Here is a 23,266-nt window from a genome sequence, read left to right as displayed (position 1 = left end):
AATGGTCACCGACGCACGAGGCACCGATTCAGGGTGCGCACTCCAGCGGACGCCGCTCGCGCGGGAATCGTCGCGATGAGCGCGCGCCGCTTGAAAGCGGTCTCCGACTCCACCATGGACGACATCTTGACGGTCGGCATCGACGTCGGCGGGACGAGTATCAGGGCCTCCGTCGTGGACGTCGACGGACAAGTGCTCGAGATGATTCAAGCCCCGACCCCGCAGTCGGCCAGGGCACTCGAAGACGGTCTCGATCGCGTCGTGCGCGAATTGGTCACCAGGCATGAGGTATCGGCCGTGGGGTTGGCGGTCGCCGGCTTCATCACCTCCGATCGAAGCTCGGTTCGGTTCGCTCCGCACTTGCCATGGGTGGACGCGCCGGTCGGAAGTGACTTGAGCAAGCGGCTCGGCTTGCCGGTCGTTCTCGAACACGACGCCAATGCAGCGGCGTTCGCGGAGCACCGATTCGGCGCGGCCGCAGGTGGCCGCAATGTCGTGATGGTGGCAATCGGGACCGGAATCGGTGGAGCGCTGCTGATCAACGGTGAGCTGTACCGGGGGAGTCACGGCGTCGCCCCCGAACTGGGCCACATCCAGGTCGTTCCGGGCGGGCGTCAGTGCGCGTGTGGCAAACGTGGGTGTTGGGAGCGCTATTGCAGCGGAACGGCGCTCGTCGACACGGCAATCGAACTGCTTGCCGCCGACCCGGCCGCGTCGACGGTCCTGGCGCGTGAGGTTGCGGTGGATCCTGGTTCGCTCACCGGTCGCCGGATCGCCAACGCCGCGCAGGACGGTGACCCACTCGCGCTGGCAACGATCGCCGAGTTCACCCGTTGGCTGGCCGTGGGTCTGGCCATGGTCGGTGACGTCTACGATCCCGATCTGGTCGTGATCGCCGGCGGCGTCGCGAGTTCTGCCCCACTGTTTCTCGACGACGCCCGCGAGCAGTACGCGACATTGTTGACCGGGGCGAAGCACCGCCCACTGGCCCGCATCCGTTCCGCTCAGCTGGGCGAAGCTGCGGGCATGGTCGGCGCCGCCGCATTGGCCCGATCGGTAGTGCCTCAGGATCTCGGTGGGGTCGACGGCGCTGGAACCACGTCTGCCGGACTGTGATCGGGTCGATCCTGCAGGGGCGTGTGTAGCGGGGGTTACCGGTCGGCAGTAAGGTCGTACTCAGCGAAATTCAGCTGTGAATGGGAGGGACGCCGTGTGGTATTGGCTCTTCAAGTATGTGTTGCTGGGGCCGATTCTCTGGCTGCTCGGGCGTCCGACGGTCAAGGGTCACGAGAACATTCCGACTGACGGGGCGGCCATTCTGGCCAGCAATCACCAGGCGGTTCTGGACTCGTTCTACCTTCCGCTTCGCGTCAACCGCCGCATCACGTTCCTTGCCAAGAGTGAGTACTTCACCGGTTCCGGTCTGAAGGGCGCTTTCCAGAAGTGGTTCTTCACCGCGGTCGGTCAGGTCCCCATCGACCGAACCGGTGCAGACGCGGCGCAGGATGCACTCAACGCCGGTCTCAAGGTCCTCGGTTCGGGCAGCCTGCTGGGTATCTACCCCGAGGGGACGCGCTCGCCTGACGGTCGCCTCTACAAGGGCAAGACCGGAATGGCGCGCCTCGCACTTGAATCGGGCGTCAAGGTGATCCCGGTAGCGATGGTCGGCACCGACAAGATGAATCCGATCGGCTCACGGATGTGGCGTCCCGCCAAGGTCACCGTGATCGTCGGCGAACCCATCGATTTCTCCCGCTTCGAAGGCATGGGCGGAAACCGCTTCGTCGAGCGCGCTGTGACCGACGAGGTGATGTACAAGCTGATGAAACTCTCCGGCCAGGAGTACGTGGACATCTACGCGGCGAGCCTCAAGAACCAGGCGCCCACGAAACCCGAAGCTGCCGTCGACGTTCCGGCGGAAGGCGGCGAGTCGGTTGTCGATCTCGTGGCCTCGGCCGAGTCGAAGGAATCCGCGAAGTCCGACAAGGATTCGCTCCCGGACGCACAAGCCAGCTAGAGATTTCCCACACCGGCCGCACGCGCATTGGCTCCAGAGCCTGCGCGTGCGGCATAGTTTTCGGACGTGCGCTACTTCTACGACTGTGAATTCATCGAAGACGGTCGAACCATCGATCTCGTGTCCATCGGCGTTGTCTGTGAGGACGGCCGAGAGTATTACGCTGTCTCGACGGAGTTCGATCCCGCCCGTGCCGGTAGTTGGGTGCGCAAGAACGTGCTGCCGAAGTTGCCGCAGCCTTCGTCGCCGCTGTGGAAATCACGCGAGAAGATCCGCGACGATCTTCTGAAATTCTTCGTTCCGCGGCCGATGGTGGTTCCGGAGCTCTGGGCGTGGGTCGCCGCCTACGACCACGTCGCGCTGTGCCAGTTGTGGGGCGATATGACCGAACTACCGCAGTCGATGCCGCGGTACACCCGCGAACTCCGACAGTTCTGGGAAGACAACGGCAGTCCTGCCCTCCCGTCGGCGCCCGCCGACGCACACGACGCACTTGCCGACGCCAGGCACAACCTCGTGAAGTTCGACGCCATTTCGGCTGCACGGTCACTTCGCTGACCCCGGTTTCGGTGCGCGGGAAGTGTTCCGATTGGGCTGCGATCGAGAGCCTGTGTGACGCGCCGACGAGCGAGCGAATATCCTGTAGAGGTGAACTGGACTGTCGACGTGCCGATCGACCGCTTGCCCGAACTCCCGCCGCTGCCTGCCGGACTGCGTAAGCAGCTCGACGAGGCGCTCGCGAAGCCCGCTGCTCAGCAGCCCTCGTGGCCTGCTGACCAGGCGGCCGCCATGCGGACTGTGCTCGAGAGCGTGCCTCCCATCACAGTGGCCAGCGAAGTCGAGGCGCTGCAAGAGCGTCTCGCGCAGGTCGCGCGTGGTGAGGCATTTCTGCTTCAGGGCGGTGACTGCGCCGAGACCTTCGCGGACAACACCGAGCCGCACATCAAGGGAAACATCCGCACGTTGCTGCAGATGGCCGTCGTGCTCACCTACGGTTCCTCGATGCCGGTCGTCAAGGTCGCTCGCATCGCCGGCCAGTACGCCAAACCGCGCTCTGCCGACATCGACTCGTTGGGTCTGAAGTCCTACCGCGGCGACATGATCAACTCGCTCGTCGCCGACGAGGCAGTCCGCGCCCACGATCCTTCGCGACTGGTGCGTGCATACGCCAACGCCAGCGCCGCGATGAACCTGGTTCGCGCACTCACCGGCGCCGGCATGGCCGACCTGCACAAGGTGCACGATTGGAACCGCGAATTCGTCGCAGCGTCGCCCGCGGGCGCACGCTACGAGCAACTGGCAGCCGAGATCGACCGCGGCCTGCAGTTCATGAACGCGTGTGGCGTCACCGATCCGAGCCTGCACCAGGCACAGATCTTTGCCAGCCACGAGGCCCTGGTTCTCGACTACGAGCGCGCGATGCTGCGTCTCGACAACGACAGCGATCACCCCAAGCTCTACGACCTGTCGGCTCACTTCCTCTGGATCGGTGACCGCACTCGTCAGCTCGACGGCGCGCACATCGCCTTCGCCGAGTTGGTGTCCAACCCGATCGGCCTCAAGATCGGCCCGAGCACGACGCCGGAAATGGCGGTGGAATACGTCGAGCGTCTCGACCCCACCAACAAGCCAGGTCGTCTGACTCTGATCTCGCGCATGGGCAACGGCAAGGTCCGCGACCTGCTGCCGGCGATCATCGAGAAGGTCCAAGCCACCGGTCACCAGGTCATCTGGCAGTGCGATCCGATGCACGGCAACACCCACGAAGCCTCCACCGGGTACAAGACGCGCCACTTCGACCGCATCGTCGACGAGGTCCAGGGATTCTTCGAGGTCCACAACGGTCTCGGCACGCATCCGGGTGGCATCCACGTCGAGCTGACCGGTGAGAACGTCACCGAGTGCCTCGGCGGCGCGCAGGACATCTCCGACCTCGATCTCGGCGGTCGCTACGAGACGGCGTGCGACCCCCGATTGAACACCCAACAGTCGTTGGAGCTCGCGTTCCTCGTGGCCGAGATGCTGCGAGGCTGAAACCCTGCTTCGCCGAAGCTGATTCGCGCCGGCATAGATTTTCGGCAAACGCCCTCACCCGCTCGCGCAGGTGGGGGCGTTCGCTATTGCGTGAATCGTGTGACGAATCGGCGCTGCCAGGGCATTTCGACGGCGCGAGGTGAGTAACGTGCGCGAACGTACGCGGTGGCGTCCTTACTGGGCACTCCGTCCATGACGGCAAGAGCGGCCAACGCTGTTCCGGTGCGGCCGTATCCACCACCGCACGCGATCTCGACTCTTTCGGTTTCCGAGCGCACCCACACTTCGTGCAAGGCCCTGCGCAGCGCATCGGGATCGCTCGGCAACCAGAAATCTCGCCAGCGGACCCACTCCGACTCCCACTCGGTGTCGGGAGGTTCTTTACCGGTCAGATAGACGCCGAAGGTGGGGAGAGGTCCGGAAGGAAGTGGATTGCGGAGTCCTCGACCCCGAATCGATCTCCCCGACGGCAAGTCGAGTATCCCAATGCTCTCGGGTTCCCACGTGGCCATGAATTCAGATTAGGCCGAAGCGGACTGTCAGGGAATTGCGACGACGCTGATGTCGGTGCCCTTGGCAACGAGGTCGTTCTTGACGCTCTGGCTGATGATTACCGAGCTGTCGTTCTGGGTGAGCTGACGCACGGTGATCTCGAGGCCGAGGCGGCCGAGTTCTTCGCGTGCTGAGGAGACGGAGCGGCCGATCAGCGAGGGAACCTTGACGGAGTCGGAGATGAGCAGAACCACGGAGGTGCCGGCGTTGACGGAGGACCCGACTGCGGGATCGGTGCCGATTACGCTACCGCCCTCGACGGCGTCGTCGAACGTTGTTCTGGTGGTGCTGACTGAGATGCCTACCTTGTCGAGGGCGGCGCGCGCAGCGTTCTCGGACATGCCCTTCACATCGGGAATGTCCACGGGCGGTGACCCTTTGGATGTGATGACCTTGACCGAGGAGCCCACGGCAACTTCGGTTCCCGGTGCCGGGTCGAGCGCGGCCACGCCGCCGATCGGGATCTTGGAGCTGAATGTGTCCCCGCCGTCGACCGCGACGAGAGTGCGGTCGGCGAGTTGTGCGCCCAGGGCCGAGACGTCGCCGCCGGCCGGAATGGGCGGGACAGTCGGACGCCCGAGCGAAGTCAGCAGCGCGACGGTCGAGCCTTTGGTAACCCTCGAGCCGGAGGCCGGGTCCGTCCCGATCACCGTGTCGATGGGTTGGGCGTCGGAGTACTGACCCTGGACGTCGGGGGAGAGCCCGGCGTCCTGCAGAGCGGTGACCGCAGTGTCCTTGGTCAGCCCGTCGATCGAGGGAACAGCTGTATAGCGGCCCGAGCCCATCCACCATCCGCCGAAGCCCAACGCGAGCGCGAGGACCGCGATGACGAGCAGCCAGATCAGGGTGGCTCGTCGCGATTTACGACGTGCCTCGACAAAATGAGCATGCGGATCGTCGTGCCCCGGGTGGTCGTCGCCGAAATCGGAACCGTCGTCGAAATCCGAGTCGCCGTCGACCGTCGCCGGACGAGCAGTTTGTGCGGTGACCGCGCGAGTGTGCTGGATACCGCCAGGGGGAGGAGAGCCCGTGCCGAGCGCAGTGGTGGCTGCCACAGCCGGGGCCACGCCGGACGCCAATACCGTCGTGGCAGCAGGGTTCGGGCGCGCAGCAGAGTTCGGGTGTACCTCCGTGGGAGGCGCAGGCGCCGGTTGTGGCCGGGCCGGGGCAACTTGCGCGCTCTGGTGCTGGGCGCTTCGACGCGGAGCGGGAACGCGGTATGACGGAAGTTCCAGTTGCTCGCTCACACTGCGAAGTGCAGCTGCCATCTCACCGGCGTCGGCGAAACGATGTGCGGGCTCGCGGTGAGTGGCTTCGGCAACCAGACGATCGAACTGCGCCGGTACACCGGGGATACGTGAACCTGGGCGCGGGACATCGTCGTGGATGCGTTGGTAGGCGATGGAGAGTGACGTATCGCCGGTGAACGGTGTTGTACCGGTGAGAAGTTCGAACATCAACACGCCGGTGGAGTAGACGTCGCTTCGAGTGTCGGCAATTCCTGACGTCACCTGTTCCGGCGACAGATAGGCCGCGGTGCCGAGGATCACGCTGTTGGAGGTGGTGGTTGCTGCCGCAGCTGCACGCACCAATCCGAAGTCGGCGATCTTCACTTCGCCGGTGTCCGAGATCAAGATGTTCTCGGGTTTGACGTCACGGTGAACCAGTCCCGCTCGATGCGCCACCGCCAACGCGTCCAGGACAGGTGCCACGACTGCAGCGACTGCGTGTGGCGGCATCGGTCCGCGCTCACGAAGGAGTTCACGCAAGGTTCCACCGTCGACGAGTTCCATCACGAGGAACACGTGATTGCGATCGCTGCCTTGGTCGTAGACGGCCACAAGGGCCGGATGCTTGAGTCGGGCCACGGCCCGGGCCTCGAACTCGAAACGAGTCAGGAACGCTGGATCGCCGGCGAATTGCGGATCCATCACCTTGATCGCGACAGGTCGATCCAACCGTGTATCGAGGCCTCGATACACGGTCGACATACCGCCGCGCGCGATCGGTGCGTCCACTCGATAGCGGCGCTCGAGCATTTCGCCGATCAACCCTCGACCTCCGTAATGACTGTTCCTCCGTGCTTGCGATCTGTCTGCTTGCGGTCTGGGTGGTAGCTGTCAGCATGTGGGTGGTTGTATACCGCGTACCGGTTCCCGCAGCACCGATTCACATCCACCGCGAAATCCCGGTTACTGATACGCCGCATCCCGTCCATCGTAGCCAGCGATACCGACGCGGAAGTCTCGAGAACGTCACAGGGCGCTGTGACCTGAGCGGAGCGGCAGTTTCGAGCACTGCACCGGGCGGTACACAGCGGGCTCGCCGGACCGGATAAACTTCTCGCGGTGAGCGCGATTCCTTATTGTGATGATGTCCTGGATTCTTCGGTTTCCCTGTTCCAGCTGGTGGATGTGGCGAAGAACGTCGGGTTGCCGGTGAGCAAGGTTCACCAGTTGCTTCGCGATCACAAGATCATCGCAGTCAAGCGGCATGGCGTTCTCGGTGTCCCCGAAGTGTTCTTCGGCGAGGACGGCCAGATCGTCAAGTGGCTGCCCGGTCTGCTGGCGGTGCTGCACGACGGCGGCTACACCGATGTCGAAATCCTCCGCTGGTTGTTCCTGGCCGACGATTCCCTGCCGGGGCGCCCGGTGGACGCACTGCATGGTGATCTCGCGCGTGAGGTCATCCGCCGCGCACAGGCCATGGCTTTCTGAGCTGCCGGCCTTCTGACAACTCACCGCATGCGGTTTTTCGCCGCGTAGGTTGCCGACCGGACCAGACCCGGCGCAGCGACTCGAAGTCGCGTGCGCCCGGGAACGGACACACGTCGATGCAGTATCCGGAAGTCGGCGCGCTCGACCTGGTCGAGAATTGCTCCGTACAACACGAAAGCCGTGCGGATCGACGGCTGGACCCGCCGATCGAGCATCGGGATGCCGGATTCGGCAGACCGATACCGCCCCCGCGTCACGGCAATGAAGTGTGCCAGCGCGCGCTTGACCCGAACGTCCACCGTTCCGGTTCTGCGCCCGTGCTCGAGCATCTCGATGTCGACCCCGAATGCGGCGAACTCGCCTGCCGGTAGATACAGACGTCCCCGGTCGAGGTCTTCACCGACGTCGCGGATGAAGTTGGTCAGCTGAAACGCCTCACCGAGATTCGACGCGGGCACTACCGCTTCCTGCTGCGGAACGCTCACTCCTAGAATCGGGAGCATCTGCAAACCGATGACGACGGCGGAACCGTACATGTACTCGCTGAGTTCGTCCATCGTGTCGTAGACGGGTCGAAACTTCGCCGTGTCGGGGGCGTCCATCCGCATCGACTCGAAGAAGGCGTCGAAGTATGCGCGCGGGATGTCGAACGTCTTCACAGCATCCGCGAAGGCAGGGAGTACGCGTGTCAGGTCGAGGGGAACCGTCGACGGAACGTCACCTGTCACAGTGGGGTTGTCGAGTGCGTTGACGGCTGCACGTTCGACGTCGGCGAGCACCGTGCCTCGTTCATGCGGACCCGAGGGTTCGTCCACGATGTCGTCGACGACGCGAGCAAATGCGTAGAGAGCGTGAACTGCGCGGCGTCGAGGCTCGGGCAGCAACCGAGTTGCCAGAAAGTACGTTCGGCCGTGTTCCCTCGTCACGTCCTCGCAGAATTCATAGGACGCAGACAATGCGTTCATGACACGCGGATCACGCAGATTCTGACGTCGAGGGCGCCGAGGCGGCTGACGTCATGTCGATCGGTTTTTCGTGTTTGCGTCCACGAAGTCGCAGTGGGTCTTCCGTCTGCAAGGACATCGCCGCGACGACGGCGACGAAGACGGCCAGAGCCACGTGCGGGAAGGTGTAGAGGCCGAGCGATCCGTCCGGCTGGAACACCAGCATCAGCCAGGTGGACAGCCCCGTCAGTACGGCGAGAGTCGTCGGCGAAATTGCGAAACCGGCCGCTACTGCCAACGGCCAGGAGTAGTACCAGGGGAGTGCTGCGGGGGACAGAACGACGATGGCGACCATCACGATCACGATGCCCATGACGGCGTCGCGCTCGGTCTTGCGGTAACGCCACCACACGACGGCGATGATCGCGATCAACACAACTGCCGAAATGGTCCGGGAGACTTCGAGGATTTCGTTGAAATGGTTACCGGCGAACCACGAGGTAGCCAAGGTACTGATTTCCGCTACGAGCGTGGGCAGCGAGAGCCAGTTGATGATCTTTGCCGAACCGGAGAGTGCCGTCGTCCAGCCGAGGCCGACTCCGGCGATCAGTGAGGTGGATCCGAGTACCGCCACGAACACCGCGAAACCCGCACCGGCCGTTTTGACGAACGATCGGATCGGTGACGCCGGTTCTCGCCCGGCCGCCGCCGCGTCCTCCCGCTCGTGGATCATCCAGATCCAGACTATGAAGGGAAGTGCGACGCCCGCGGTTGCCTTGATCGCGACGGCGAACGCGATCAGCCCGATCCCGAAGAGGTGCTTGCGTTCGAGAGCGAGCGCAATGCCTGCGGCCATGAGGCCGACCATGAGCATCTCGTTGTGAACGCCGCCGATCAGGTGGATCAGGACGAGGGGATTGAGCACTGCGAGCCACAGGGCGATCGAGGTGTTTCCGCCGAGCTTCGTCGCGAGATGGGGAACGGCCCACATCATCAGGGCGAGTCCGGGGAGCATCGTGATCCGCAACAGCATCGTACCGGCGATGACGTTCTCACCGGTCAGCCGAACGATGGCGTCGGCAAGGAGAAGGTGAACCGGACCGTACGGGGTAGTTGTCGTCGTCCACACGTTGGAGACGTTGTCGAGCAGGATTCCCGGATTGACGACGGGGCCGACGGCATACGGGTCGAAGCCGTTGCGCAACAACGCGCCTTGCGCCAGGTAGGAGTAGGCGTCACGGCTGAACATGGGCACCGCGAACAGCAGCGGAAACGTCCAGACCGGGACGACGTAGCGCAGGCCGCGCAACGAGACGTCACCGCGCAGAGTCGAGCGGCCCAGTCGAACCCAGGCGGCGATCATGCACAGGACACCGATCCAGACGATGGCCGCCGACAGAATCGATCCGTGTCCGAAACGGAGCCAGGACAGATGCATCGACTCGAGCAGCGGATCTTGGCGCCGGACGCTACCGGCACCGAATCCGCCGAAAGTGATCATGACTGCGCCGAAGAAACCGAGCAGTGCACTGTGACCTTCGGGAGTCCGAAGGAAATTGGCGGCCCTTAGGTGCCACGGTCTTTCAGTGGCTGCGGCAGAGGACGTCATCGGTGCAGGTTCCTCCCCCGAGGAGATCGGTGTCGATCGGCGCATGCAGCGCCCGAGTCGGTGAATCGTGGATGAATGGTCGGTTACGAGGGGCTAGTTTAGTTGCTTGCACGAGTGCCCACCGCGCTGGCTCGCTCCCGTGTACCGGTAATCCGTTCGGCGGCGAGCCGTCCGGACAGCAGAACGGTCGGTACTCCCACCCCCGGAACGGTTCCCGATCCGGCGAGAACGACGTTGTCGAAGCCGCGGGCGAGGTTCTTGCGTCGGAACGGCCCCGTCTGGGTGAAGGTGTGTGCCGCTGCGAACGGGCTACCCGCGGCCATGCCCTTCTCGAGCCAGGTCTGCGGGGTGTCGACGTGATCGATCTCGAACCCTTCGACCAGTCCCGTGTAGCCACGTTCCTGCAGCGTGAGGATGATTTCGCGCACGTAGGGCGGGCCGAGAGTCGACCAGTCGAGACTTGCACTGTCCAGATTCGGACACGGCGCGAGGACTGACAGCGGTTCACGGATTCGGCCGTCTCGCGAGAAGGCCAGGCTCGGATCGGTCTGTGCCGGTCGGGTGACGAGCAGTGACGGATCACTCATCAGTCGCCCGCGGCCGCGGCGTGCCGTGATCTCGGCGAAGGTACGCTTCCACGCCTCGCCGAAGTCGATCATGTGGTGTCGCTGCGCGGGCCATTCGTCGGCGACCGCGGAGGAAACAGTGCCGTGAATCACGACAGCGGACGGCGATGTACGCACCGGGCGCGGACGCAATCGCGTATGCGGGCGCAACAGCGAGTCCGTGACGGCCATGTCGGGAGTGAGGACGGCGGCGTCACAGTCGAAGCGCTCGCCGTCGCGTGTGTGAACGGTGTGCACGCGCCGATCGCTCACCTCGAGGCGTTCGACAGTGCGGCCGAGATGCAGAATTCCGCCGGCCTCGGTGAAGGCGTCGGCCATCGACTCGGCGATCGTGCGCATCCCGCCCTCGGGGAAGTAGACGCCGAGTGAGGTGTCCATGTGAGCGATCGCCCCGTACACCGCGAGGGCCCGAGACGGAGCAACGCCCGCATACAGCGCTTGGAAGGTGAAGATCCGCCGGAGGCGAGGGTCGCGGATCTTGCGATCCACCTGCCCGCCCAGTTTCCCGAATCCTCCCAGTGCGACGAGCCGGCTCAGATCTTTGACTGCGTCACGCGAATTGACCAGTCCGAGGGGAGAATCGAAGTCGGCGTCCATGAAGCGGTCGAATTCCGCGTCGAAGATCCGGTTCAGCCATTGCCGCAACGCACGGTATCGCTGCGCTTCTTCCGGCCCGCAGACACGGGAGACTTCGGCAGCCATGTCTTCTGGGTCGGCGTGGACATCGAGAGCGGTGCCGTCTGCGAATCGCGCGTGGTACGTCGGATCGAGCTTGTGCACAACGAATTTGGGGTTTGTCGAGGCTGGGTCGGCGCCGACGGCCGCAAGGGCGTCTTCGACGAGTTCGGGCATCGTGAGCACCGTTGCGCCGTTGTCGATGCTGTAGTCATTGCCCTGGTAGACACCGACTCGCCCACCGACCGAGCTGTTGCTCTCGAGAATCGTAACGTCGCGGCCGGCGCCACGCAGATACAACCCCGCAGACAGTCCGGCAAGTCCCGCGCCGACGATCACGACTCGATCGGTCGGCGAGCTGACGGTTCGAGTGCGGTGCACGTGTGCCACGGTCAGTAGCTTCGCTTCGTGGCCGCGATCGCCATGTCGGTCAGGCGAGCCTTGGACTCTGCCGTTGCCGTGCTCGAGTCGAGGGCGTTCGCAGCTGCCTCGACGAGGGTGTCGATCTGCGTTTCGACGTCGGTGACGGCGCCCAGATCGGTGATCACCTGGCGCAGAGTGTCGACCTCGGTGTCGGTCAGCTGCGTGCCGATTCCGTTGCGGAGCAGTTCTGCTGCCGCCGGATCTGCGGCGTCGGCGCGGGCAAGCGCCATCGCGAACAGGACAGTTCGCTTACCGGCGATGAGATCGTCGCCCGACGGTTTGCCCGTGACGGACGGATCTCCGAAGACACCGAGCAGGTCGTCGCGAAGTTGGAAGGCGATACCGATGTCCGTGCCGAAGGTCCGGTAGGCATCGACCAACTCGGCGTCCGCACCGAACAGCGCGGCGCCGAGGTGCAGTGGGCGTTCGATCGTGTACGCGGCGGTCTTGTAGCGGTTGACCCGCATGGCTGCCTCGACGGTCTCGTCGCCTCGGGCTTCGTTGCTGATGTCGAGGAATTGGCCACCGAGCACCTCGGTGCGCATTGCCGACCAGACCGGGCTGACACGTGCGGCCGCCTCGGGGCTGATCCCGGATTCTCGGATCATGTCGTCCGCCCAGGCCAAGGCCAGGTCGCCGAGAAGAATGGCGACGGCCTCGCCGAAGTGCGCGGAATCGCCGCTCCACTCCTCGTCTCGGTGCTGGTTCTCGAATTCGACGTGAACGGTCGGGAAGCCGCGCCTGGTCGTGGATGCGTCGATGATGTCGTCGTGGACGAGCGCGCAGGCCTGCACCAGTTCGAGGGCGGCGCACGCACGAATCACCGCGTCTGCGTTCTTACCGTTCGGGTCGCCTCCGGCGCCGAGCCATCCCGTCCAGGCGAACGACGGTCGGACGCGCTTTCCTCCGCGCAGGACGAAGGCCTCGAGGGTGCTGACGGCCTCCTCGTATCCACCGCCGATGTTCGAGACGAGTTCGCGGCGTGAATCGAAGAAGTCGCGGAGCGCTGCTTCGAACAGACCCGGCAGTTCGAGTGAGGTCGGATGCGGTGCGGTGTTGGTCGAACTCTGTCCAACGCGCGCGGTTCCTGCGGACAGGGTGGCCTCCAAGATCGGTATGTTCTCGCGCCGGAGGGTTACACGGAAGCGAGCTTGGAGCCCAGCTTAGTGGGGGTTGGAATCAACGGCGGGTCGGGCCGTGAACTGCGCGATCCTGACATTCGGGATACGCAGTACTGGGCGATGAGCTTGTTTGCAGCTGGAAAACATATGCTTGACCGGTGACATTCGATCCAGTCAGGGGCCGCTCCAGCGAGGGATGGGCCACCCGAACACCGTCGATCGTCGATCGGATCGCTTCCTCGACAGGTAGCCGTATTCCGTTCTCGGTCGAGTTTTCGCCGCCGCGTGACGCGGACGCCGAAGCGCGCCTGTGGCGTGCGGTGCGTACCTTCGAGCGGCTCGGACCGGCATTCGTCTCGATGACCTACGGCGCAGGTGGCTCGACGCGCGATCGTACGGTGCGTGTCACCGGCGAACTTGCCGAAGAGACGACCCTGCTGCCGGTTGCTCACCTGACTGCTGTCTCACACAGCACCGAAGAGCTTCGCGCCATGGTCGGTGCCTACGCCGATCGTGGGATCAGCAACATCCTCGTATTGCGCGGCGATCCGCCCGGCGATCCGCTCGGCGAATGGAAGAAGCATCCCGAAGGCGTCGAGTACGCCGAGGAACTCGTGCGGATGGTCCGTGACCTGGGCGACTTCCACGTCGGCGTCGCGTCGTTCCCCGAGGGGCACTACCGCGCTCCGGACTTGGCATACGACACGAAGTACCTGGTGTCGAAGTTGCGTGCCGGCGCCGAGTACTCGATCACGCAGATGTTCTTCGACGTGGAGGACTACCTGCGTCTTCGTGACCGGGTGAGTGCGTACGACGCAGAACAGGGCGCCAAGCCGATCATCCCGGAGATCATGCCGGTGACGTCGCTGCGCTCGGTGCGGCGCATGCTCGAGCTCTCGGGCTCGTCGTTGCCCCCCGCTCTCGAGCGTCGATTCGACGCCGCGGCCGGAAGCGGTCCGGACGAGAACCGTGCAGCGGTCCGCGAACTCGGCATCGATCTGGCCACCGAGATGGGTGAGCGGTTGATCGCCGAAGGCGCTCCGTGCCTGCACTTCATCACGTTGAACTTTGCGCGCGCCACCAGTGAGGTCCTCGAGCGACTCGGTCTCACCCCCGACACCTCTGTCGGGACAGCGCAAGCCGTCTGATCCCGGTTGCCCCGCTCGACACCAATCGAGTGGGGGCAATCGCCAGGCGCTACTTCGTGGTGTTTTTCGGATTCCTGTTGTCAGCTTGCTTGCTGGCAGGTGATTTCGTGACAGGCGTCTTCATGACCGGTGCTTTCGCGGCGGGCGCGCGCTTGATCGGTGCTCGATTGCGCGCCATCCAGGCCATCGCACCGACGACAATCGCGACACCGAGCGCCAGCCCGGCCATGATTCCTGCCCACCCGGCGAAGCTTCGGGTGCTTGGGTCCGCGTAGTTGACCTCGGCGCGCATTGTCGACACCTCGCCGGCGGGCAAGGTCCACGACACCCGGGAATCGCCGTCTCGTGTTCCGTTGGTCGTGCCGACCCGTGCCGGGAAGGCGATGCTGACCTGGACGTCGGCGCCCTGAGTTGGAACCGTCTTCAGGTCTGCCTTGCCGTCGAGCGTGACGGTGTCCCCGGATCGCTTGAGGGTGATCTGGAACGACCCGGACCCCTCGGCGTACATGGAGCCCAGTTGGGCGACGTCACCGAAGGACAAGTCGCTGAAGAACGCCTGGCTGCCGACGTACCCGTCCTTCTTGTACTCCTGAACCCGTATCTTGTCCTCCAGCGACGAAGGTGGGGTCAGCTGCGGACCCTTGTCCGCCTCGTTCGCCGGAATAGCGGCAGCTACCACCTGTCCGGTCACACGATCGTTCGCGGACACTCCCATCGACACCTGCACGCGGATGCACCCGGCAAGCAGGGGAACAATCATGAGGGCGAGCGCGGCAACCGTCAGGAAACGTTTCCGACTGGTCGGCTTGGCGGCGGGATCGGTGGACTGTTGCACAGTGGTCATCGTGCCAGCCGTGGCGTAGCCAGTCATCGAGGCGGGGGCGTGTCGGCGGGTGAAGTTCGGCGGGTGACCTTCACGACCTGCTCGAACGACGCATCCAACGACGAGTCGCGCCCCGGCGGCTGTCCGACAGTGCGATTCGAGCCGCACTGCGACCACTGGCTCCGGACACACCGCCACCGGGATGAGTCGATGCTCCGGTCAGATACAACCCGTCTGCTCCCGGAACGCGATGGCCGGACAGTTCCGGAAGCGGTCGCCACAACATCATCTGATCGAGTGACATCTCGACGTGCATGACATTTCCGCCGATCATCCCCAATTCCGACTCGATGTCCCGGGGGGTCTGAATGAACCGGTCGAGGACGGAATCGGCGAACCCGGGTGCGAAAGCCTCCATCTCGCCGACGATCCGGTCGGCCTCCGCCTCGGCGACCGATGCCCAATCGCGATGTCCACTGAGGCGATACGGTTGCCACTGCGACCACAGTGTCACCTGATGCCGACCGGCCGGGGCGATCGTGGGATCGATTCCGCTGAAACTCATTCCGAGAACCGCAGGGCGAGGAGGAAGTTCCCCCGCCAGTGCTGCGCCGTGTGCCGTGCGCAAGTGTGCGCGATCGGAGACGAGTAATTGCAATCCCGAGGTACTTTCCCGTGTCGTGGCGTCGCCGCGGTACGACGGAAGCGCGGATGTCGCCAGTCGAAGTACCGCGCCGATGCCGGGGCCGACCCTGATTTTCCGCCGCCAGTGATCGAGCGTGGTTCGGTCGAAGCCCCCTCGGCCCAGGAGGTCGAGCGTGGTCAGGATGTGGCACCCGGCGATTACCTTGCGAGCGTGAACTTCTCGACCGCTCTCGGTTGTGGCGGTCCAGTGACTCGAGTTTCGGCGGATCGACGTCACGCCGTCACCGAGCGCGACCGTGGCGCCGTCGACAGCCATCCGGGAGGCCAACGCAGCACTCAGTGCGCCGCTTCCACCGACTGCTCGCCCTGGCGGCAAGACGTGCATGAGGGCCGCGAAGCCGACCATCGGAGCGGTTCCCGGTTCCGACATCGCAGGCCCGGACTGGGCGCCGAACCACGCAAGCGCTGCTTTGAGTGCCTCACTGTCGAAATACTCGTCGAGCAGTGCGTCGCCAGGCGCGAGGAACTGCCGAGACAGTTCGCTGTTGCCGCGTGCGGTGGCGAGACCTCCGAACGCACCGATCAGGTTCGATCCGGTGGGCGGTGCGGAAAACGCTGTCATGACATGTCGACTGCGCTCCGACCAGACCGCGACGAATCGCCGGTAGGAGTCGGCGTCCTTTGTCCCGCATGCTCGTTCGATGGACCAGCAGGTTGCGTCGAGGTCGCGGTGAAACACGATGCCCGGCCCGTCGGTGCCCGGGGCGGGCGGCGCGAACGCCCACGGGTCACAGTCGATGTAGCGCAGTCCGTGCGCGCCGAGTCCGAGTTCCTCGATGATGCCGCTGTGTCGGATCATGAGGTGTGCCGACGACCCCCGGTCCACCTTGTATCCGGGAAATCGCTCGACGGTCGAGACGGCGCCGCCGAGAACCGTGTCCTTCTCCAGAACCTCGACCGACCAACCCTCGCGTGCGAGGTATGCGGCCGATACGAGCGCGTTGTGTCCGGAGCCGACGACGACGGCGTCGAGAAGCGCGCTCACAGCGGCAGTCCACGGCCGAGGACTGCGAACGGCCGGTTGTCGCCGGCAAAACGAAATCTGCGGAGCACGTCACGAAAGCCGAGGCGACGGTACAGCCGCCAGGCTCGGTTGTCCTCGTCGTACACCTCGGGTGTCGACAACAGAACACTGCGTTCGGGTCGATCGACGAGGAGGTGACGCAAGAGCGATTCGCCCAACCGGTGACCTTGTCCGTTCGGATGCACGTGGAGTTCGGTGAGTTCGAAGTAGTCGCTCAGAATCGCGTCGATCTCGCTCTGGGGACGACCCGAGCGCCGAAGCCCGTGCAGTACCTGTTGATGCCACCACTGGTCCGGGCTCCCGCGATACCCGTAAGCGATCCCCACCAGCGGCAGATTTTCGTGTGACGGTTGCTGAGGAACCGCCAATGCGCCGACTGCCTTCCAGCCAGGCCGGTTCGCGTGCTCCTGCCACATCGGTGCGCGATGGAACTCGGTTCCTCGCGGATAGTCCATCGCGGTGACGTACACGGCCAGTGCCTCGTGGAGTCGACTCGCGAATTCTGCGCGATCGAGGTCGACCGTATGTGGTGTCCAGGCGATCTGCGGGTCGACCGGTCTCACCTCTTCTCTTGACGGCGTGTCGGTGGGTGCAGTTATATTGAATAGGTCGAACAGATGTTCGATGTGGGTGATCCGGAGATGCCCGAAGGGAAGCGGGCATCTCCGGCCCACCTGGTCTTGGATCCTCACGGTGCAGGAGGTGCCCCGATGTCCGAGCGTGTGAAGCCTGAACGTGTGAAGTGCCAACGAACTCTTCCTGCCGAGTTGTCGAGTCCGTCGGATGCCGCAATTTCTCGATTGCCGATGTCGGCGAGGCGGTCCTTCGGCGCGAGGGACGCCAGCGACCGCACTGCTCGAGTGGGAAAGTCCGGTGTGGCGTGGGGGCTGCTCCGGAAGGCGGATGCGCTTTTAGAGGAATCGATTGGGGCGGGCGATCCTGCCGACCGGTTCCGGTGTGCCTACCTGGCGGCCCTACGTGGTGCCGGGGCAGTGTTGGCCGCAGCTCCTGCCGGTGCCGGCTCGAAGCGCAAGCGAAGCGGAAACGCGTGGGTTCTGATGGACGCCGCAGCGCCCGCGTTCGGAGCGTGGTCGAAGTTCTTCGCAGGGTGGTCCTCTACGCGTGCGGCCGTGGAAACCGGCGTGTCGATCGTGATCACGGACTCCGATTCCGACGCATTCTTCGCCGAGGTCGGCCGTTTTCTCACGGCGGTCGAAGATTTCATCGGTCAGGACGCGTCCGAGCATTTGCGAGCGTCGTGAACAAATGGTCCGTGTCGGCAGTTGTTTCCGGGGAATTTCCTGGTCCGCACAGGCAAATGGAGCCGAATCGGGGCCCTTCGGCACGAATACGTACGCTTGTGGCGGAACTCGTACCCGGAGTTGGTGGTCCGAGACCTAAACTGCTCGTATTATGAAAACAGGTAATCGTCCAACTTGATTACCCGCCGCCTCACACCGTGGGGTGGTTGCCAAACTTCCAGTGCCGGGGGAGGTACCGTGCCACTCTCCGAGCACGAGCAGCGCATGCTCGATCAGATCGAGAGCGCTCTCTATGCCGAAGACCCCAAGTTCGCCTCCAATGTGAGGGGCGGCCGTATGCGGGCGCCGTCGAGTAGACGGCGGTTCCAAGCAGCGGCTCTATTCGTGCTGGGTCTGGTCCTGCTGATCGCGGGGGTTGCACTCCCGCTCAAGCCGGGCGGTTTTCCGATCATCAGCCTGTTCGGTTTCTTGTTCATGTTCGGCGCAGGGGTGTTGTTCCTCTGGGGTGGTGGACGTAAGTCTGCGCCGGCCGCCGACTCCGCTTCCGAAGGTGGCAATCATCCCTCCGGTCCGCCGGGTAGGGGTAGTGCCGGCGGATCCGGGCGGGGACGCGGCCGGAAGTCCGGCGGCGGATTCTCGTCGCGGATGGAAGATCGATTCAAACGCAGGTTCGAGCAGGACTAGCTCTCCCGCCCTTCTTCGGGCGTACTTCGAGAGTGATGCAGTTCGGACGTGACGCCCTCTTCAGGGCACGGACGACCACACGTGTGGCGGTCGGCAACCAAGGTTGCCGACCGCCACACGCCGTTGCTGTGGGTGTTGTACATGTGCGCCGGCAATCCATCGAGTGAATCAGTGACGTGCGAGCGAATCACTCGCCACTCCTGCTGCCTCAGGGCATGCCCGCGGGCTTCCTCCACTTCGCTCCACTCGGCCCTCCACTTTCCTCCACCCTGGTCGAACTGCAGCGCACGACCAGACCTCGTCCCGCTCACGTCTATTCGAAAACCGCGCTTGTACTGCGATTTTGTGTGGGGGAGCAACAGATCGTGGCGTAAAGGGTCGATCTGACGGCGGTGTGGGCCGGGACACGGTTACAAATTTCCCCCACGTCTCCCCACCTGCGCTGACCTGCTATTTATCAGCAAATGATGCTGAATAGGGACCATGTGCTCCTTGTTTGTGGGGGAAAGTGGGGTACTGTGGGTTCGGGCGGAGAGCTGAAGCACGATCCGCTCGATAGGGAGGGTTTCAGCGCAAGCTCGCAGGAGGTGTCGAGTGTTCCTCGGTACCTTCACGCCGAAGCTCGACGACAAAGGTCGGCTCACTTTGCCGGCAAAGTTCCGAGACGAACTGGCAGGAGGATTGATGATCACCAAGAGTCAGGATCACAGCCTCGCCATCTACCCCCGGGACGAGTTCGTCAAGCTTGCTCGAAAGGCAGCGGCAGCTCCACGCAATGATCCGGCAGCTCGGGCGTATGTCCGTGCCCTGGCCGCCGGCACAGATGAACAGCACGCCGATGCCCAGGGGCGAATCACCCTCTCGGCTGATCATCGGCGTTACGCAAACCTGTCCAAGGAATGCGTAGTGACCGGCTCCGTCGATTACCTCGAGATCTGGGATCTAGCAGCCTGGGAGAGGTATCTCGGAGACAACGAAGAGGACTATTCGCAGGCAACAGGCGAATCTCTCAGCGAGATCGTCTAGGCGAAGAGCCCCCGGCGAATGCCGCGAGGCCTCTGCCCGGAAAGACCCTGACGCACTTCCCCAGCGCCAGGTTCTCCTTCGGGCAGGGACCTCGAAGCATTCGCCTTCTCGAACAGTCATCGCCTTCTCGGAAAGTCAGCACCTTTTCGAAAAGTCATCGGAAATCATGAAAGTAGGAGCCGGAGCAATCATGGTGGATCACGAGGTGAACGAACCCTCGGATGCCGATGGCTTCGCGCACGTCCCTGTACTTCTGCACCGCGCCGACGATCTTCTCGGCCCTGCCATCACCGCCGTCGGTGACGGTGGAGCGGGCGCATACATGATCGATGCGACGTTGGGGCTCGGTGGCCACTCCGAATTCTTCCTGGGCAAGTACCCGGGCCTTCACCTCATCGGTCTCGATCGCGACACCAACGCACTCCGGATCGCTTCCGAGCGTCTGGCGCCATTCGCGGACCGAACGACGTTCGTGCACACCACGTATGACGGGATCGAGGACGCGCTCGAACAGGCAGGTCTACCGTCGACGGAGTCGGTTCACGCGATCCTTTTCGATCTGGGTGTGTCGTCGATGCAGTTGGACGAAGCCGACCGAGGTTTTGCGTACTCGATCGACGCTCCTCTCGACATGCGGATGGATCAGACGGTCGGGCTGACCGCGGCAGAGGTCCTGAACACCTACAGTCACGGCGACCTTGCTCGCATTCTGAGCACGTACGGCGAAGAACGGTTCGCGGGAAAGATTGCGTCCGAGATCCTTCGGCAGCGTGAGCGTGAACCCTTCACCACCAGTGCAGCTCTGGTCGAATTGCTGTACCGAACAATCCCGGCAGCCACGCGGCGTACGGGGGGACACCCGGCCAAGCGCACCTTCCAAGCGCTGCGGATCGAAGTCAATGCCGAGTTGGATTCGCTTCGTGCAGCCGTTCCTGCCGGGCTCGACGCACTGGCAGTCGGTGGGCGAGTGGTGTTCATGTCCTACCAGTCGCTCGAGGATCGAGTTGTGAAGGCGGAGTTGGTTCCCCGCTCGAAGTCCACCAGTCCTGAAGGACTACCGGTCGAGTTGCCGGGTATGGGACCGGAGTTCCGCATTCTCACCCGTGGCGCAGAACGTGCGTCAGAGCAGGAAATCGAAGAGAACCCACGATCAGCTCCGGTGCGTTTGCGTGCCGCAGAACGCATTTCCAGGAGGCGGGCATGAGTCGTCAGGGCAAATCCGGTGCAGCGCAACGTGCATACGACAAGCGCACCGCACGGGCGGCAGGCCGGACCGGAACTGTCGCTGCTGCCGGCCCGTCTATCTCTCCTCGGGCGATGCTCAAGGGGAGAGTGCCGTTCGTGGCCTCCGTCATCGGACTTCTGTCCATCGGTCTCGCGGTGACTCTGCTGCTGACCACTCGCGCTGCCGAGGATTCGTACCAACTCAGTGATGCACGTGCATACAACCAGTCTTTGGTCGAGCAGAAAGCAGCGCTCGAACGTGACTTCCAGTCGCGTAACTCGGCTCCGGAGTTGGCAAATCAGGCAAGCGCTCTCGGCATGGTCCCCGCCAAGGACCCTGCACGACTGGTAGTTCATCCGGACGGTTCGGTCGAGGTCGTCGGAACGCCGACTCCCGCGACTGCCGGAGCTATGCCGCCGCTCGATGCGCCCACATCGGTGCCCGCACCGACTGCGACACCCCCGCGCACCACAACGGCGGTTGCTCCCGGAGCCACGCCGAGCGTTCCGAATAACACGCGAAACCTCGCGCAGAGTGAACAATTGGTTCCTGTGATCCCCACGACGACAGCACCCGCCACCACGACGGCGGTGCCTGCTCCGCCTGAGGAACGTCGGTGAGTCAGAACTCCCGTAACAACCCCGGTCGGCGTCCGCGCCGCTCGGCCACCGCCTCATTTCCGTTTCGTCAGCGAGTCGGTCGTATCACCATGTGTGGTGCGCTCGCCGTTGCGGCATTGCAGCTCTTGTGGATTCAGGGAATCGACGCGCCGAGTCTGGCTGCGGAATCTGCCAATCAACGAACCACGACGCAGGTCGATCCGGCTGTACGTGGCTCGATAACCGATCGCAACGGAAACCCCCTCGCCTTCACCATGGAAGCCAAGGCGCTGACTTTCCAGCCGGTGCGGGTACGCAAGGAACTCGAGGAAGCGCGCGCCAAGAGCATCGAGCAGGGCGCCGAGGGTGACAAGCAGGCGCCGGAAGTGAGCGATCGCCTCGCCGAGATCGCCGCAGGAATCCACGCCAAGCTCGGCGATACCGTTCCGGAAAAAGATCTGCTTCAGAAGATGAACAGCAACGAGACTTTCACGTACCTCGCGCGCAGCGTGGATCCGGCGGTTGCTGCCGAGATCTCGGACAAGTTCCGGGAGGTCGGCCTCGAGCGTCAGGACATCCGCGAGTACCCCGGTGGCTCTCTGGCCGCGAATCTCGTCGGCGCGACCGGCTGGGACGGGCACGGTTTGCTCGGTCTCGAAGATTCGATGGACTCCACGCTCGCCGGAACCGATGGATCCGAAACGTACGACCGCGGTTCCGACGGCGCTGTGATCCCCGGCAGCTGGCGTGACAAGCAACCGGCAGTCAACGGTTCGGGTGTCGAGCTGACCATCGATTCGGACCTCCAGTTCTACGTTCAGCAGCAGGTCCAGATCGCCAAGGACAAGTCGGGCGCAAAGAACGCTTCGGTTGTGGTCATGGACTCCAAGACGGGACAGGTGTTGGCCATGTCCAACGACAGCACCTTCAACCCCGCAATCGGCATCGACAAGAACGCGCCGACAGCCGAAATGGGCAATCCGTCGGTCAGTACGCCGTTCGAGCCCGGATCGGTGAACAAGATCGTCACCGCAGCAGCGGCCATCGAGGACGGTAAGACAACTCCGGACGAAGTTCTGCAGGTCCCGGGCAGCATCACGATGTCCGGTGCCACAGTCAAGGACGCGTGGGATCACGGTGTGGCCCCGTACACCTCTACCGGTGTATTCGGAAAGTCCTCGAACGTCGGCACCTTGATGCTCGCTCAGCGAGTGGGCGAGGATCGCTACGCAGACATGCTGAACAGGTTCGGCCTCGGACAACGCACCGACGTCGGACTTCCCGGCGAGAGCGCGGGCAGCGTTCCGAGTCGCGACCAGTGGTCCGGCGGAACCTTCGCGAACCTGCCGATCGGGCAGGGTCTCTCGATGACAACCCTGCAGATGACCGGGATGTACCAGGCCATTGCCAACGACGGCGTGCGAATTCCTCCGCGGATCGTGAAGTCGACTGTCGACTCTTCCGGCACGCGGACCGAGACGCCGCAGCCCGAGGGCGTCGAGGTGGTCAGCGCCCAGACAGCGGCGACTGTTCGGGACATGTTCCGGTCGGTCACTCAGGAAGACACCGGCAACCAACGAGGAACCGGTGTTGCCGCGGGCGTCGAGGGATACCAGGTCAGTGGAAAGACCGGGACCGCGCAGCAGGTGGATCCCGCGTGCAAGTGCTACTCCAACTCCAACTACTGGATCACCTTCGCGGGAATCGCGCCTGCGGACAATCCTCGATTCGTGATCGGAATCATGCTCGACGCACCGGTTCGCGGCGTGGACGGCGGCGGCGGTCAGTCGGCGGCACCGTTGTTCCACAACATCGCGTCGTGGATGCTCCAGCGTGACAGTGTCCCGATGTCGCCGGACCCCGGTCGCAAGTTGGTGTTGCAGGCGGACTGATTGCGGTGTGTCGGTTTCGACACGGTCTTCGGGTGAATCCCGGACACGGTAATCTCAAACGTCGCAGTAACCTCATTCATCGCAGTGCGCCGAACTTTGCTTGCGTTGCGACCGCCATAGACAACGACCGCCATAGACAACGACCGCGATAGAACAACGA

At 63.9% G+C, this 23,266-nt stretch carries 21 protein-coding genes; 12 read left to right on the top strand and 9 right to left on the bottom strand.

Annotation, left to right across the window (positions count from 1 at the left end; all coding sequences use genetic code 11):
- The first annotated feature begins 75 nt into the window (after positions 1-75).
- From PCS43_RS27145 to PCS43_RS27130, 4 genes are all read left to right on the top strand, one after another.
- Entirely contained in the window at positions 76-1,116 is a 1,041-nt protein-coding gene (locus PCS43_RS27145) for an ROK family protein (protein ID WP_020969875.1), read from the top strand.
- Between the two features lie 94 nt (positions 1,117-1,210).
- The gene (locus PCS43_RS27140; protein ID WP_003941692.1) at positions 1,211-2,017 is read left to right on the top strand and encodes a lysophospholipid acyltransferase family protein; all 807 of its coding nucleotides are present in this window, start codon (positions 1,211-1,213) and stop codon (positions 2,015-2,017) included.
- A gap of 66 nt (positions 2,018-2,083) precedes the next feature.
- Entirely contained in the window at positions 2,084-2,575 is a 492-nt protein-coding gene (locus tag PCS43_RS27135; RefSeq protein ID WP_003941683.1) for a polyadenylate-specific 3'-exoribonuclease AS, read from the top strand.
- Positions 2,576-2,665: 90 nt separating this feature from the next.
- Complete coding sequence (locus tag PCS43_RS27130) at positions 2,666-4,051, top strand: class II 3-deoxy-7-phosphoheptulonate synthase (RefSeq protein WP_007730070.1); 1,386 nt, start codon at positions 2,666-2,668, stop codon at positions 4,049-4,051.
- 83 nt (positions 4,052-4,134) lie between these two features.
- Here PCS43_RS27130 and PCS43_RS27125 read toward each other — a convergent pair whose 3' ends face one another.
- A complete protein-coding gene (locus PCS43_RS27125) occupies positions 4,135-4,563 on the bottom strand; it encodes a protein-tyrosine phosphatase family protein (RefSeq protein WP_003941706.1) in 429 nt (142 codons plus the stop codon).
- A 27-nt stretch (positions 4,564-4,590) separates the two neighbouring features.
- Positions 4,591-6,654 (bottom strand): Stk1 family PASTA domain-containing Ser/Thr kinase, encoded by a 2,064-nt coding sequence (gene pknB / locus PCS43_RS27120; RefSeq protein WP_003941667.1) that lies wholly within the window; start codon positions 6,652-6,654, stop codon positions 4,591-4,593.
- Positions 6,655-6,951: 297 nt separating this feature from the next.
- Between pknB and PCS43_RS27115 the strand changes: the two genes are divergently transcribed.
- Complete coding sequence (locus PCS43_RS27115) at positions 6,952-7,320, top strand: Rv2175c family DNA-binding protein (RefSeq protein ID WP_003941747.1); 369 nt, start codon at positions 6,952-6,954, stop codon at positions 7,318-7,320.
- Between the two features lie 20 nt (positions 7,321-7,340).
- Here the strand turns inward: PCS43_RS27115 and PCS43_RS27110 are convergent, their stop codons facing one another.
- The 4 genes from PCS43_RS27110 to PCS43_RS27095 all read right to left on the bottom strand — a co-directional run bounded on the left by PCS43_RS27110 (position 7,341) and on the right by PCS43_RS27095 (position 12,706).
- The gene (locus tag PCS43_RS27110; RefSeq protein ID WP_209908915.1) at positions 7,341-8,285 is read right to left on the bottom strand and encodes a phytoene/squalene synthase family protein; all 945 of its coding nucleotides are present in this window, start codon (positions 8,283-8,285) and stop codon (positions 7,341-7,343) included.
- Positions 8,286-8,295: 10 nt separating this feature from the next.
- Complete coding sequence (locus PCS43_RS27105) at positions 8,296-9,873, bottom strand: alpha-(1->6)-mannopyranosyltransferase A (RefSeq protein WP_245361457.1); 1,578 nt, start codon at positions 9,871-9,873, stop codon at positions 8,296-8,298.
- 98 nt (positions 9,874-9,971) lie between these two features.
- Entirely contained in the window at positions 9,972-11,564 is a 1,593-nt protein-coding gene (gene crtI, locus PCS43_RS27100) for a phytoene desaturase family protein (protein ID WP_003941668.1), read from the bottom strand.
- Between the two features lie 2 nt (positions 11,565-11,566).
- Positions 11,567-12,706, bottom strand: coding sequence for a polyprenyl synthetase family protein (locus tag PCS43_RS27095; protein ID WP_003941696.1), 1,140 nt, complete (start codon positions 12,704-12,706; stop codon positions 11,567-11,569).
- Between the two features lie 170 nt (positions 12,707-12,876).
- Here PCS43_RS27095 and PCS43_RS27090 point away from each other — a divergent pair, with 170 nt between their 5' ends.
- Entirely contained in the window at positions 12,877-13,866 is a 990-nt protein-coding gene (locus tag PCS43_RS27090; protein ID WP_003941803.1) for a methylenetetrahydrofolate reductase, read from the top strand.
- A gap of 49 nt (positions 13,867-13,915) precedes the next feature.
- On the opposite strand, the gene PCS43_RS27085 is transcribed toward PCS43_RS27090, so the two are convergent.
- The 3 genes from PCS43_RS27085 to PCS43_RS27075 all read right to left on the bottom strand — a co-directional run bounded on the left by PCS43_RS27085 (position 13,916) and on the right by PCS43_RS27075 (position 16,981).
- Positions 13,916-14,710, bottom strand: a complete 795-nt coding sequence (locus PCS43_RS27085) for an LppM family (lipo)protein (RefSeq protein ID WP_245219712.1) — start codon at positions 14,708-14,710, stop codon at positions 13,916-13,918.
- Positions 14,711-14,780: 70 nt separating this feature from the next.
- Entirely contained in the window at positions 14,781-16,379 is a 1,599-nt protein-coding gene (locus PCS43_RS27080; RefSeq protein ID WP_081557982.1) for a phytoene desaturase family protein, read from the bottom strand.
- Complete coding sequence (locus tag PCS43_RS27075; RefSeq protein ID WP_003941672.1) at positions 16,376-16,981, bottom strand: GNAT family N-acetyltransferase; 606 nt, start codon at positions 16,979-16,981, stop codon at positions 16,376-16,378. The genes PCS43_RS27080 and PCS43_RS27075 overlap by 4 nt, the downstream gene beginning before the upstream one ends.
- Before the next feature lie 147 nt (positions 16,982-17,128).
- Between PCS43_RS27075 and PCS43_RS27070 the strand changes: the two genes are divergently transcribed.
- From PCS43_RS27070 to PCS43_RS27045, 6 genes are all read left to right on the top strand, one after another.
- A complete protein-coding gene (locus tag PCS43_RS27070; RefSeq protein WP_245361456.1) occupies positions 17,129-17,680 on the top strand; it encodes an SAV_6107 family HEPN domain-containing protein in 552 nt (183 codons plus the stop codon).
- Between the two features lie 237 nt (positions 17,681-17,917).
- A complete protein-coding gene (locus tag PCS43_RS27065) occupies positions 17,918-18,364 on the top strand; it encodes a DUF3040 domain-containing protein (protein WP_003941660.1) in 447 nt (148 codons plus the stop codon).
- Between the two features lie 594 nt (positions 18,365-18,958).
- Positions 18,959-19,390, top strand: coding sequence for a division/cell wall cluster transcriptional repressor MraZ (mraZ, locus tag PCS43_RS27060; RefSeq protein WP_003941779.1), 432 nt, complete (start codon positions 18,959-18,961; stop codon positions 19,388-19,390).
- Between the two features lie 190 nt (positions 19,391-19,580).
- The gene (gene rsmH, locus PCS43_RS27055) at positions 19,581-20,594 is read left to right on the top strand and encodes a 16S rRNA (cytosine(1402)-N(4))-methyltransferase RsmH (protein ID WP_007730079.1); all 1,014 of its coding nucleotides are present in this window, start codon (positions 19,581-19,583) and stop codon (positions 20,592-20,594) included.
- Positions 20,591-21,235, top strand: coding sequence for a hypothetical protein (locus PCS43_RS27050; RefSeq protein WP_209908905.1), 645 nt, complete (start codon positions 20,591-20,593; stop codon positions 21,233-21,235). Before rsmH ends, PCS43_RS27050 begins: the two co-directional genes overlap by 4 nt.
- Positions 21,232-23,106 carry a peptidoglycan D,D-transpeptidase FtsI family protein gene (locus tag PCS43_RS27045; protein ID WP_003941764.1) on the top strand — a complete coding sequence of 625 codons (1,875 nt, stop codon included), beginning with the start codon at positions 21,232-21,234 and terminating at the stop codon, positions 23,104-23,106. The genes PCS43_RS27050 and PCS43_RS27045 overlap by 4 nt, the downstream gene beginning before the upstream one ends.
- Positions 23,107-23,266: the final 160 nt, after the last annotated feature.

This window comes from Rhodococcus sp. C-2, assembly GCF_027854095.1.
Taxonomy (GTDB): Bacteria; Actinomycetota; Actinomycetes; order Mycobacteriales; family Mycobacteriaceae; genus Rhodococcus_F; species Rhodococcus_F qingshengii.
The sequence above is the reverse complement of the archived record's forward strand: the minus strand, read 5'-3'. Positions and strand labels throughout refer to the sequence as shown.

What these genes read in the sequence shown, in the direction of transcription:
- PCS43_RS27105 (WP_245361457.1), bottom strand. Translation starts at nt 9,873, where the DNA reads ATGACGTCCTCTGCCGCAGCCACTGAAAGACCGTGGCACCTAAGGGCC.
- PCS43_RS27085 (WP_245219712.1), bottom strand. Translation starts at nt 14,710, where the DNA reads ATGACCACTGTGCAACAGTCCACCGATCCCGCCGCCAAGCCGACCAGT.
- PCS43_RS27110 (WP_209908915.1), bottom strand. Translation starts at nt 8,285, where the DNA reads ATGAACGCATTGTCTGCGTCCTATGAATTCTGCGAGGACGTGACGAGG.
- rsmH (WP_007730079.1), top strand. Translation starts at nt 19,581, where the DNA reads ATGGTGGATCACGAGGTGAACGAACCCTCGGATGCCGATGGCTTCGCG.
- PCS43_RS27050 (WP_209908905.1), top strand. Translation starts at nt 20,591, where the DNA reads ATGAGTCGTCAGGGCAAATCCGGTGCAGCGCAACGTGCATACGACAAG.
- PCS43_RS27145 (WP_020969875.1), top strand. Translation starts at nt 76, where the DNA reads ATGAGCGCGCGCCGCTTGAAAGCGGTCTCCGACTCCACCATGGACGAC.
- PCS43_RS27070 (WP_245361456.1), top strand. Translation starts at nt 17,129, where the DNA reads ATGTCCGAGCGTGTGAAGCCTGAACGTGTGAAGTGCCAACGAACTCTT.
- PCS43_RS27125 (WP_003941706.1), bottom strand. Translation starts at nt 4,563, where the DNA reads ATGGCCACGTGGGAACCCGAGAGCATTGGGATACTCGACTTGCCGTCG.